Source organism: Cryomorpha ignava, assembly GCF_010686655.1.
In the GTDB taxonomy this organism is placed as follows: domain Bacteria; phylum Bacteroidota; class Bacteroidia; order Flavobacteriales_D; family Cryomorphaceae; genus Cryomorpha; species Cryomorpha ignava.
Window position 1 is genome coordinate 1 of the sequence record NZ_JAAGVY010000018.1, and the last position, 13099, is coordinate 13099.

Consider the following 13099-nt stretch of genomic DNA (forward strand, 5'->3'; position numbering starts at 1 on the left):
TGGTAATTTTATTTCAAATCTACTCTCTGGCTTAATAGCATACTCGTTTTTTCAAAAGAAACCAGCTATAAAATATGAAGCCGATTTTAACACGCTGCCACAACTATTTTAGAATCGAACTCAGGTTGTTAGTTATTTGTAAACAGTAAATTTCGATTGAATAATATTCATCCAAGATGCGTTGCATTGAGCGGCGTCGAAATGTGTATAGAGATTAGTTTAGGGATAGGGTACGGGAAGGCATTGAATAACAAGTATTTGACGAATCTAAATTCCCACAGATAGATAACAAATCCAAACTTCAATTATATTATTTTCGAGTCAACAATGAACTCTTTTTCGCTCTACGAAATTTATATTCAGCGAACTATAATAGGAAAACCAATCTCCTCCTTCCAAAAACCCTTAATCCTCTTAACTCCTTAATGGTTCATTTTTTAAAAAGCCATGAAGGCATTAATCCCCATTTTCAAAAAAAAAGCCGCTGCAAACTAATGCAACGGCTTCATAATAAGGTTATACTCTAGAGAATCAACTCCGATTAATTCATCGCCGGTTCCGGTTCTTTCTTCTCATTCATCCGCTCTCGTGGAGCTTCCGGCAGGGGTGCCTTTGCATTCATATCTTTTACCGATCTGGTTTTTACAAGCGTCATCTCGTCAATTAGGTTTTGAGCACCGCCCATCTTGTCGATAATGAAAAGCACATAGCGAATATCAACCGAAATGGTGCGCTGAATAGATTTTTCAAAATTAATGTCACCGCTCATGGCCTCCCAATTTCCGTCAAAGGCAATACCGATAAGCTCACCATTTCCGTTTATAACCGGGCTACCCGAGTTGCCACCGGTAATGTCGTTTGTGCTAATGAAGTTTACGTGCAGCTTTCCATCTTTGGCGGCATATTGTCCGTAATTTTTAGCTTCGTAAAGCTCTTTTAATTTGGCCGGTACAATAAACTCATCGTTGTTTGGATCTTCCTTATCCATCACCCCTTCAAGCGTAGTGTAAAAGTCATAAGTTACTCCGTCTCTTGGTTTGTAATTCGCTATATTTCCAAATGATGCACGCATTGTTGAATTAGCATCAGGATAGAAGTCTTTATTGGGTTCCATCTCTCTCAAACCTTCCTGAAAAAGGCGGTTTCCTTTTGTAATCAACTCTCTACCTTCAGCGTTTTGCTGTGCCTGTCCGCGGTAAATTTCAAATAGATCGTCAGCAACTTCTTTCATCATATCCTTTTCAAATTTCTTCTCATTTGGATTTTCGATAAAAGCAGTCAGTGTATTTTTATCAGTAAAGAAACTTTTTGAATATACTTTGTCAGCGAATTTATCCCACTTTCCATTGTACTTGTCACCAAGATCGCGCATGTATTGTGGTTGCTGATCTATAGGCACATTTTTAGCATAGAGATCCTGCGTTACCGCAAATAGCTTCTTATCAGTAGGAATGTTTGTTTCTTCAAAAAATTCGGCAGTAGCAATTTTAAGATTGTCTTTTGTCTCTTCTTTATCAATACCGGCTTCCATCGCCATATAGGCTTCTATTTGACGAGCCATTCTATAGGTAAACAAAATTATATCGGCGCCCACAAGTCCGCCTTCAATTACGTAAGTTCCGCTTATTACATTATTGTCGGTCTCTTTATAACCTTCTTCAATCATGCTAAGTGCATTTCCGTACTTCGCTTTACGTGTCTCATCGGCATCGGCCCATTCTTGAAACTGTGCTTCGAGTCGCTTTTTTGTACCGATTACGTCATTCTGATTCAGCTGCTCTGTTTGTCCAATAAAGTACTTCCAGTAGTTAGCAATTTGAGCGTATTTAGCAGCGTATTGCAGGCGCACTGCATCGCTGGCCTTCATATCTCCTCTAAGTGCAGCAAGCTTGGCATCTCGAATTTCAACAATTGTAGGGTTCTTTTTGGCAATAGCCTGATCCACACCGTAGCTTGTAAGGTAGCGGTCTGTACTTCCGGGATATCCAAAAGTCATTGTAAAATCACCATCTTCTAAACCGGCAATAGATACAGGCAAGAAGTGCTTGGGCTTCATTGGAATATTGTCTTTACTGTATTCTGCCGGTTTTCCGTCAGGACCGGAATACACTCTAAATACCGAGAAATCGCCTGTTTGGCGTGGCCACATCCAGTTGTCGGTATCGCCACCATATTTACCGATTGACGAAGGTGGGGTACCTACCAATCTTACATCGGTAAATCTTTCGTAAACAAAAAGGTAAAACTCTTTGCCTACATAAAAGCTCTTTACGTTCGCATCGTAATGTGTGCCTTCTTCTGCTTGATCTGAAATGGCGTCACTTAATTCGGCGATTTTTGCATTGCGTTCAGATTCTGATTCTATTCCTTCAAGTTGAGGTAAAATCTGATCGGTTACATCTTCCATGCGTACCAGAAACGATACGAATAGGCCTTCGTTGGGCTTCTCTTCTTCGTAAGATTTAGCCCAGAAACCATTGGTTAGAATATCATCTTCTACCGTACTGTTTTCACGAATGGCATCAAAACCACAGTGGTGATTTGTAAGCATCAATCCGTTTGGAGAAACTATTTCGCCGGTACAAAATCCACCCATCGATACTATTGCATCTTTTAGGCTGGAGTTGTTTACGCTGTAAATTTCTTCAGGCGTAAGCTGCAATCCCATTTTTTGAAGATCGCGCTGATTTAAACGCTTAATAAGCATGGGCAACCACATACCCTCGTCGGCCTTAACCGGGGCAATGGAAACAATCGCCAGCAAAAGGGCGAGGAGGAACGACTTTTTCATCATAATTCTTAATTTCTAAAAAGGTGTAAAGTTAAGTTTTTGAGAGTGCAATAATTAATTTCGATATTTATATTCGTATGTGGTGATTACAATTAGTTGATTTTCTTCTTCGCGTTTTAATTCAGCTTTTAAGTGCATGTTTTTACCGAGGTACACAAATTCGGTGCGATACATCACTGCATCATCTACTAGCTTTCGCTCTTCAAGCAGGTTGCCCACATCGTCGTAGCTGTATTGCAAGGTATAGGGATTTGAACCATCGCTTATGGTTTTTTCAGAAAGCCAGCCTCGATCATTGTAGGCGTAAGTTTCTTCCAATCTTCCACTGCTCATGATATACGTTTTGAGGTATTTTACCAAGTATTTATTTTCGTCGTAATAACGAATTTCCTTCAAATAAGGCCTTCCAACAGAGTTGTGCAAGGTGGAGTGAAGCTGGTTTTCGTAGGTTTTATAATCGTAAATCTCGGCGGTTATTTCGGTTCCCAGCGACCTGTCAAGCGAGGCAGTAAGTGAACTGTATCGTTCGGCACGGCCGTATCTCAATACAATGGGTCGCCCACTATTATCGTATTCGTAGCAATAGCTATACATACCTGCTGCGTCATTTCTCACCTCACATTCCAGTCGGCCATTGGTGTATTCAAAAAAAGTAATGCTCGTATCGCGGAGTTTTTGATTGATGTGCGAAATCATTTTCAAATCGCCATTCTCATAAAAATGATACACATCTATCCGGTAGCTGTCGCGAATGCGGTCACCGTCTTTCTTTACATCCACACTACAGCGTATTTCTGAAATCTTATTGGTGCGGATAAAAGTGCTATTAAACTTGGTGTGGAGACCGAATTCCATTCCTACAGGTGGTTGCACAAGCTGGCCAAAACCCGATGGGCTTAATGCGATTAGTGCTAAGAAAAGCAAAAGGAGTCTATTGGCTTTCAAACTTTTTTCTAAGTCTTATTATTTCAATTTTTGCAGCTTCTATGGTCTCTACCGGTTTCAAACAAGCGTGATTTTGACAGATATAGATCAATGTTTTTTCTGCTTCATAACGATCGGCGAAGATAGGCAACCTACTGTTTTTATCGCTTACAGCCAATATAAAATATGATAAATCGCCCTTTTTCATTTCTTGGTGATATTCATGAGCGTTTTCGCCAATAATTACAAGCTCCGGAGAGCCCATTACATTCTGCAAATACAGATTTGCCCAATTGCCATAACCTTCGGGATATTCTATCATACTTTTTTCTACTGCAGAGAGAAGTCTATTTGCGATTTCAGTATAATATGGCAAACTTAAATAAGCACCAAGTATGTGTAAACTCCTTGCCATTACAGAGTTTGACGATGGAATAACATTATCGCTAAGCTCTACCGGACGGTTTATTAAATCTGACTGATCTGAAGATGTAAAAAAGAAAATTCCTTTTTCTCTGTCGTAAAATTGGTCTATGGCAATAGCTGTAAATTCTTTAGCGCGATTAAGAGCTTCTTCATCAAAGGTGGTTTGATAGAGGTCTATCCACGCCGAAATCAGAAAAGCATAGTCTTCCAAAAATCCAAATTCACTTGCTTTACCGGTTTTCCATGAGTGCGTAAGTTTTCCGGTGGTTGCATCAAAAAACTCATTATCAATAAATTTTAGAATGCCTTTAGCATCGGTAAGTGCCGTTTCATCGCCTGTGGCGGCATAGGTTTTTAGTAGCCCGCTTGCTAGCATGGCGTTCCACGAACAAAGGGTCTTGTCGTCAGTAAGTGGTCGGGTACGCTTTCCGCGAATGGCTAATAATTGTTCATTTAGCGTATCGAAATTGGCTATGGTTTCCTTTTCAGAAATATTTATGGCGGAGGCTATTTCCTTGAAAGATCCTTTGCGCACCGGAATAAGCTTTCCTTCCCAAAGCGCATGACTATCAGTAAAATAAAATTTTGAAAATGCGTCAAGCAATCCTTCAGCTTTTAATTCTGCAGTTTCAAAAGTGTAAAATTTGCCTTCCACACCTTCGCTATCGGCATCGAGCGCACTGTAATAACTTCCATTTGCTTCTGCCATTTCGCGCCGCAGCCAGCCAGTAATCCCTTCTGAAATGTGCAGATAGTCTGATTTTTTATAATGATTATATGCCTCTGCATACAGGGTTAGCAACTGCGCATTGTCGTACAGCATTTTTTCAAAATGGGGCACTTTCCAGAATTTATCGGTTGAATATCTGGTAAAACCGCCACCCACCTGATCGTAAATTCCGCCTTGTGCCATTTTATCGAGGGTTAGCTCTACATGGTTTAAAAGCGACTTGTCGTTTTTGATTATTCCGTACCGAAGCAGGAAAATATAATTTACCGGAAGGGGAAATTTGGGAGCTTTATCAGGGCCGCCATATGTGTTGTCCATCCGCGACTCCCAGTTTTTTATTGCATCGCTAAGGCTTTTCTCTTCCCAGACTTTTCTGCTGTCGTGTACCGCAATTGAACCCGAAACCTGCATGCCTTCGGCTAATTTATCACCATATTCCTGCACATCTTTAGGTGTTTTTTGCCAAAGATCTGATAGCTGATTTAAAATATCAATCCAGTTGACTTTTGGAAAATAGGTGCCTCCATAAACCGGTTTCCCATCGGGTGTTGTAAAGCAATTGAGCGGCCAGCCGCCCTGTTTTCGCATGGCTTGCACGGCGTCCATATACACTTGATCTACATCGGGTCGTTCCTCGCGATCGACTTTTACGCATACGAAATTATCGTTCATTAGCTGTGCAACTTCTTCGTTTTCAAAGCTTTCTCGCTCCATTACATGGCACCAATGGCAAGCACTGTAGCCAATGCTTACTAGCATAAGCTTATTTTCGGCGGCAGCCTTCTGCCTCGCTTCATTGCCCCAGGGAAGCCAGTTTACGGGATTGTGCGCATGTTGCAGCAAGTAGGGGCTACTTTCCTTACTAAGTGCATTTGTGTGTTTCGGATCGTTTGGCATTGGAGAAGTTGATTAGGAAGAGTTTATGCACTTAGATGCTCACTATGACCGCTTCGCGGTTAAAAAACAAACATTGACGCATCAAAAAGTTGCTTTGTGCTCGTAATCGAAATCAAATTTCTTTCCGATAATAAACGTTTTGGCTTTCGCTGTTCCTTTAATTTCTATGTTAACGCTGCGCTTTACCGATGCTCCTATAATAATTGGAATAAGCTGAACACTTCCGGCAGTAAAATCGGTGCGTATTCTAAAATCGATAAAATCATCAAAATTAGCGGGTATCACCACTTTGTCGAGCAATTTGGCTTCACCTGCTTGCCTGCCGTCCAGAAAAAGATCAGCATCAGTGCTCTGCACTTTTATTTTGTAATTATTCGGATTGTAAACTTTTGCGCTTCCGCGAATTTCAATTCCGTTTTTATCGAGTTTTTCAATTTTTATCTCTCGAATGTCGCGCAATTCCACATCGCTGTAATCACATGCCGTGAGCAGGATTACAGCGACCAGGAATAAAAATTTACTTCGAAAGTTCAGCAAAGTGCTTGTAGAATAGCGGAATTGTTTCAATGCCTTTGTAGTAGTTAAAGAGTCCGTAATTTTCATTGGGTGAGTGGATTTTATTTGAATCCAACCCAAATCCCATCAGGATTGTTTTTAGACCCAGTGTTTTCTCGAAAAGTGATACGATAGGAATTGAACCACCTCCACGCATCGGAATCGGTTTCTTGCCAAAGGCTTCTTCCATAGCCATTTCAGCAGCGCGGTACGCTACAGAATCTATTGGCGTTACAGCAGGTTCACCACCGTGATGCGGAATGACTTTCACCTTCACGTAGTCTGGTGCAATATTATTGAAATGACGTGTAAACTTATCTGTTATTTCTTTGGAAGTCTGATTTGGAACCAATCGCATAGAAATTTTGGCGTAAGCCTTAGATGGCAATACCGTTTTGGCACCCGGCTGGGTATATCCACCCCAAATACCGTTTACATCAAGCGTAGGTCGAATGCTTCCGCGCTCTAAGGTGGTAAATCCTTTTTCTCCATGCACTTCATTAATTCCGAGGTCTTCGGTGTATTCCTTCTCATCAAATGGGGCAGAGTTAAGACCAATGCGCTCCTCTGGAGTTAAATCATTTACATTGTCATAAAATCCGGGAATGGTAATGCGGTTGTTGTCATCAGTTAGAGAGGCAATCATCTTGCAAAGCACATTTATTGGATTTGCAACGGCACCTCCATATATTCCGCTGTGCAGATCTCGGTTTGGGCCCGTAACTTCTACTTCCATATAGCTAAGCCCTCGCAAGCCCATAGTGAGGCTTGGAGTATCGTTAGAGAGCATGGCAGTATCAGATACAAGAACAACATCGGCCTTGAGCTTCTCCTTATTGGCTTCCAAAAATGGCCCCAGACTATCAGAACCCACTTCTTCTTCGCCCTCTATCATAAACTTGATATTGCAGGCGAGCGAATCGGTTTGCATCATGGCCTCAAATGCCTTCACGTGCATGTACACTTGCCCCTTATCGTCGGCAGATCCGCGCGCAATCACTGTACCGTCTTTTACCACTGGCTCAAATGGCGGTGAGTCCCACAGCTCAAGTGGGTCGGCCGGTTGCACATCATAATGTCCGTAAACCAAAACCGTAGGAAGATTTTCGTCGATAATTTTTTCACCATAAACAATTGGGTACCCACCTGTTTCACAAACTTCTACCTTGTCGGCTCCCGCTTCTTCGAGTTTCTTTTTCAGAAAATCGGCGGCTTTTAATATGTCACCTTTAAAAGATGCATCGGTACTTACCGAAGGTATTTTGAGTAAATCAATAAGTTCCTGAAGGAATCTGTCTTTATTTGATTCCAGGTATTTTGTAGTATCTGTCATATTATTGGATTTCTATAAGGTCGCCAAATATAAGAAATTCAAAACCCTTTTTGTTTTTAGGAACTACGGTACATTTTTACTAATTTTATAACTTTAACTTTAGGGCAACTTTGCGGATGGTGCGCCGTCAGGTAGAGTAGTATCAAATTAGTTTTTTGATTACATTAAAATCTATCATGCTGAAAAGACTTCTATCTACTTCATTTATATTTGCTTTCATAGCTGTTTCGACGAGTTTAACTGCTCAAATACAGATAGATACCACCTTAACTCCTGAGCAATTGGTTCAAGATGTTCTATTAGGAAATGGTGTTAGTGTGTCTAATATTACATTTAATGGACAGCCGGCCAATACACTAAATGCGCAAGCGGCTCATTATATCGGGCCAAGTAATTTCGTGGAATTTCCAGAAGGAATTCTACTTAAATCGGGTCATGCTTTTGATGTTCAGGATCCGACGTTTTTTCCACCCTTTAACCCCCCTTTTCCGGACCCCAATATTCAAAGCGATAATGACTTAGAAGATATTTGCGGTCAAAACATTAATAACGCCGCCATTTTGGAGTTTGATTTTGTTCCTAATGGCGATTCGCTGGTGTTTCGATACGTGTTCGCATCCCAAGAATATCCCTCTTTTACATGTTCAAGTTTTAATGATGCTTTTGGTTTCTTTATCAGTGGTCCCGGAATTAATGGCCCGTTTGAAAACAATGCGATAAATCTTGCTCTTATTCCGGGAACCAATATTCCGGTTGCAATCAATACTGTGAACTCAGGAACACCCAGCGGTGGAAATGCACAACCCTGTCTTAATGCCAATCCGAATTTTGTTGAAGATAGCCAATACTTCGTTGAGAATGGGGATGAGCCGGAAGGTGATATTCAGTTTCCGGGTATGACGGTTGCTCTTTCGGCTTTCGCCAATGTGCTGTGTGGTGAAACTTACCACATAAAACTTGCCATTGCAGATGCATCTGATGGTGCACTCGATTCAGGCGTTTTCCTCGAAGCGGGTTCATTTACATCAAATAGCTCCGTGCAAGTTAATCTAGACATTCCTGTAGGTGTTAACGACTCTACACTCTACGAAGGTTGTGGTAGCGCAAATCTTCAATTTATCCGTCCCGGCGAAGGTGCAGGTCTTCTGGAAATTGCCTATCTCGATATTTCCGGTTCAGCAATTAATGGCGTTGACTACATACCGATGCTGCCAGATAGTGTAATCTTTCCTGCTGGGGTTGATACAGTTACTTTTGAGCTCTTTGCCCCAAACGACGCCAACTTTGAAGGCGAAGAATTTGCGCATATCCAAATTACCAATATCGCATCAGATTGTTCCGGAGCAGTAGTTACTTCCGAATTTCAATTTTATGTTAATGAAGCCGAACCGCTTCAAGTATCCGGATTTGACGGAACTCTGATAGATTGCCACGACGATATTCAACTTTTCCCAACCGTTTCGGGTGGGTATGGCGAATACAATTATTCATGGAGCAATGGCATGAATACCGATTCCGTAACAGTTTCTCCGGGGCAAACTACGACCTTTTTTCTGGTCGTATCAGATACCTGTGGTGTAAACGCGGTGCAAACCACTTTCGATGTGGAAGTGCCTGTTTATCCACCTGTTCAAGTTGTCTTGCCCGAAGATTTTGAAGTCGCCCAATGCGATGTTACTGTAAATCTTATCCCCCAAGTATCAGGCGGTTTTGGAAATTATGACTATTACTGGACAGGCAATGGTGCTTTGATTAGCGAAAATCCTGCGCTTAACTTTCTGGTAGAAGAAACAACTGATATTGTGCTTGTTGCCACCGATGATTGCGATGCCACAGGAAGTGATGATATACGCGTAACCATTCCACAGGTTGAAATCACCGCTTTCCTTCCCGATGCTTTCGAAGCAAATTCATGTTTAGAAGATATATTATTACCGGCTATTGCCGAAGGTGGAATAGGACAGAAAAAATATGTTTGGATAGTAGATGGTATTTCTCAAGACACCACACTTTCTACCTACTTTATGTATAGTCCGTCTATGGGTCAAAATGTGGTAATAAAGGCAATTGATGAATGTGAAAATTTTGGTTCCGATAGTACCTTTATTCCATTTAATTTTCCGGAAGTAGAAATTACTGCTTCTGCAGATACCTCTATCTGTCCCAAAACTACTGCACTGCTTCAAGTAGATGTGCTTAATGGATCGGGAGGATACCATATAGATTGGGGAGATTCAGACTCAACCTCTTATTTGGTCAAGCCAAAAGGCGATCAAAACTACACAGTAGTGGTAACCGATACCTGCGGAATGCGTGCCGAGAAAAGGATAAATGTAAGGGTACGAGAGGTAAAAGCCGATTTCGATTATATATATAAGGACTATTACGGTCTTGAATTTACCAACTATTCCAGAGCCATTAACCCAACTTTCTTTTGGAATTTTGGAGATGAAGAAACCAGTACCGAGCGCAACCCCATTCATTTCTATGAGGAATCTCTACCTTACAGGGTTATGCTTACCACTACGGACGACATAGGGTGCAGAGACTCTGTATTTTTTAGAACTATACCTCCACTAGAAATTTTTATTCCAACATCATTTACACCAAATGGCGATGGAATCAATGATCTTTTTGGTGTGGAAGGCTCTAATATCAAAGAATTTTCAATGCGCATTTACGACCGTTGGGGGCATCTTGTATTCCATGCCAACGACATAGATGAGAAATGGAATGGTGCAAATAATGACGATGGTTACCATTCAGGTGCGGCAATTTACTCTTATTTTATTCGCTATAAAGGTGAAAAAGAGGAAGATGCAATAGAAGTAACAGGAAATATTACTGTAATCCGCTAAAAGCGTATATTTACCGACTCTTAATCTTATTTATTATGAAATTACGATTACTCTTAATTAGTTTTATTATTGTATTGTTTGGTTATAACGCCCATTCTCAGGTAACTGTTGATAATACCTTGACCGTTCAACAACTCGTTGAAGAGTATTTCTTGGGTGAGGGAATCTTTGTTTCAAATATTACATTTAACGGGCTACCAGCGGATTCTGCATTTATACAGATAGGACTTTATGAAGGAAATGGTAGCAGCAATGTAATTGATTTTGAGAGTGGCTTGGCCATGGTTACTGCCGATGCGGCGGCTCAAATTACTGGTGAAGGATTGGTTGCGAATCCTGTAGATACCGATAATTCTGGTAATGGATATGGGAATGATGATAGCGATCTTGTAACAATAGCCAATCCTTCGGGAACCAGTTTTAACGTTAATGATGCCGCTATACTTGAATTCGATTTCGTTGTAGTTGGAGACTCAATTACCTTTAAATATGTCTTTGCTTCTGACGAATATCCTAGCTTCACATGCAGTAATTATAATGATGCTTTTGGTTTCTTTCTTAGTGGTCCAGATATTAGTGGACCATTTGAGAATGGAGCCATTAACCTTGCCTTAATACCCGGTTCTGATACTCCTGTTGCGATAAATACATTAAATTCGGGAGTTTCTTCTAGTCCCGGGAATGAGTCAAATTGCGCAGCTGCCAATCCGAATTGGGTTGAAGACAGTCAGTATTTCGTTAGTAACTCTGGTACGCCATTTGGAGATGTATCTTTCCCTGGAATGACCCAAACATTAACTGCTGCCGCTAACGTGATTCCGTGTGAAACATATCACATAAAAATGGCCATTGGCGACGTGTCTGATCAAGGCTTTAATTCAGGTGTTTTCCTAGAGGCTGGTTCTTTTGAACTTGAAGGTGATATAGAAGTAAATCTATCTCCAACTATTGATGGAGCTCCTGTTACTACTCCGGGATTTGAGAATGTGCTCATCCCAGGTTGTAGCACGATTGATATTTCAATTACAAAACCTAGTTGTCTTCCGGCTGATACGGCTTTTATAGTATATGGAGGAACAGCGATTCAGGGTGAAGATTACGAATTCCTAAACCAAGAAGATTCTATCACCTTTTTTCCGCCAAATATCAACGCAATAACGATCCAATTCGATATTCTTTGGGATGGTGTTCCAGATGAAAATGAAGTGTTGGAGATTTACGTAATCTGGGTAAATTTATTTGGCGAACTTGACACAGTTACTGCTTCAATCCCTTTTATCGATCCGTATTCTATTTCTTCTGAAACAGAAGACGTGGTGGTAACATGCCCTGCAGATCAGGTACAAATTGCTGCTCAGGGACTTGATGGAATTGAGCCTTATTATTACGATTGGATTGACAATCTCGCAGGAGAAGACCTTACGGAAGTCATGGTGGATGTTCCACCAGACTCTGTTTATTATTTGGTGGGTATTTCAGATCAATGCGCCTTTGAAGTTATATATGATAGCGTGTTGGTTACCAATAACATTCCGCCGCCGCTCCAAGCTACAATAGATGGGTTTACTCAACCGGAGTGTACCAATGAACCCGTAGGTCTGCATACCAGTATTCAAGATGGAAATGGAGAATATACCATTGTTTGGACAGATGGTAATGACAATGGATACTTTCCAAATGAGAACATTACAGTGCAAAATATCAATAGTACCATCGTTTTTAATCCCGATCCGATTGGATATACAGAAGTGCTGCCGGTTTACCTGATGGTTATAGACACCTGTGGAACGATTGTTACTGATACCATCCAAATTAACTATCCATTCTTTGAGCCGCTTACTGCCAATTTTACGCCTCTTACAGACAATTGTCCGGAAGAGCCTGTAGTCATTACATCACAGCCTGAATTTGGAGCCGGAGATTACTTTTATGCGTGGGAAAAGACAAATGGTGAATTTGGTGTGGGTGCCGATCTAAATGCATCTTTCATCCATGTTGTTCCTGCCGGAGGGATGAATAATTATACGCTCACCGTTACAGATTTTTGTGCGCGCGAAGGGTATAGCTATAATTATGTAGAGGGAGATTCCGGAGATCTATTCTCAGGTGGACTTGCGGTTTACGAAGATTCTTTGCGCGTAATTAAGCTCGATAAAATAATGAACATTATTACACCGAATGGTGACAATAGAAACGACTTCTTTGCCATAGAAGGCGTAGAAGAGTTTGAAGATGCTCGCCTGGAAGTGTACGACCGTTGGGGTAAGCTTATTTTCGAAACAGATAATTATATGGCCGGAAAACCACAAATTAAAACCGACAACGCCTTTGATGCGGACGGTTTTGGCGATGGCACCTACTTTTATATTATCAATGTTGAAAGTGGCGAATGTGTAACTTCAGGTACGATTGAGGTTCTTCGTGGAAGTAATTAGTAGAGATTGCAATTTGGGAAGTTTCCGAAATCTAAAAAATAAGTATGATAAACCTCGTTTCTCGGAAAGAAACGGGGTTTTTACTTTATCTTCTTTAATGAAATTTGATCGAATCCAGACCAGGTTTCTAAACTTAGCGGAGCGATCTCA

At 41.0% G+C, this 13099-nt stretch carries 7 protein-coding genes and 1 pseudogene; 3 read left to right on the forward strand and 5 right to left on the reverse strand.

Annotation, left to right across the window (positions count from 1 at the left end; translation table 11 throughout):
• A pseudogene (locus G3O08_RS21980) lies at nucleotides 1-112 on the forward strand (IS982 family transposase); the annotation flags it as partial.
• Nucleotides 113-541: 429 nt separating this feature from the next.
• Here the strand turns inward: G3O08_RS21980 and G3O08_RS10685 are convergent.
• From G3O08_RS10685 to G3O08_RS10705, 5 genes are all read right to left on the reverse strand, one after another.
• On the reverse strand, nucleotides 542-2794 hold the full coding sequence (locus tag G3O08_RS10685) for a S46 family peptidase (RefSeq protein WP_204336850.1): 2253 nt from the start codon (nucleotides 2792-2794) through the stop codon (nucleotides 542-544).
• 51 nt (nucleotides 2795-2845) lie between these two features.
• Nucleotides 2846-3736 (reverse strand): hypothetical protein, encoded by an 891-nt coding sequence (locus tag G3O08_RS10690; protein WP_163285361.1) that lies wholly within the window; start codon nucleotides 3734-3736, stop codon nucleotides 2846-2848.
• Nucleotides 3723-5768 (reverse strand): thioredoxin domain-containing protein, encoded by a 2046-nt coding sequence (locus G3O08_RS10695; RefSeq protein WP_163285362.1) that lies wholly within the window; start codon nucleotides 5766-5768, stop codon nucleotides 3723-3725. Before G3O08_RS10695 ends, G3O08_RS10690 begins: the two co-directional genes overlap by 14 nt.
• 81 nt (nucleotides 5769-5849) lie before the next feature.
• Entirely contained in the window at nucleotides 5850-6335 is a 486-nt protein-coding gene (locus G3O08_RS10700) for an LEA type 2 family protein (RefSeq protein ID WP_163285363.1), read from the reverse strand.
• Nucleotides 6286-7656 carry a dipeptidase gene (locus G3O08_RS10705; protein ID WP_163285364.1) on the reverse strand — a complete coding sequence of 457 codons (1371 nt, stop codon included), beginning with the start codon at nucleotides 7654-7656 and terminating at the stop codon, nucleotides 6286-6288. Before G3O08_RS10705 ends, G3O08_RS10700 begins: the two co-directional genes overlap by 50 nt.
• A gap of 176 nt (nucleotides 7657-7832) precedes the next feature.
• Here G3O08_RS10705 and G3O08_RS10710 point away from each other — a divergent pair, with 176 nt between their 5' ends.
• The gene (locus tag G3O08_RS10710) at nucleotides 7833-10514 is read left to right on the forward strand and encodes a choice-of-anchor L domain-containing protein (RefSeq protein WP_163285365.1); all 2682 of its coding nucleotides are present in this window, start codon (nucleotides 7833-7835) and stop codon (nucleotides 10512-10514) included.
• Between the two features lie 35 nt (nucleotides 10515-10549).
• Nucleotides 10550-12949: a choice-of-anchor L domain-containing protein gene (locus tag G3O08_RS10715; protein ID WP_163285366.1), complete on the forward strand. Its 2400-nt coding sequence runs from the start codon at nucleotides 10550-10552 to the stop codon at nucleotides 12947-12949.
• The last annotated feature ends 150 nt before the right edge of the window (nucleotides 12950-13099 follow it).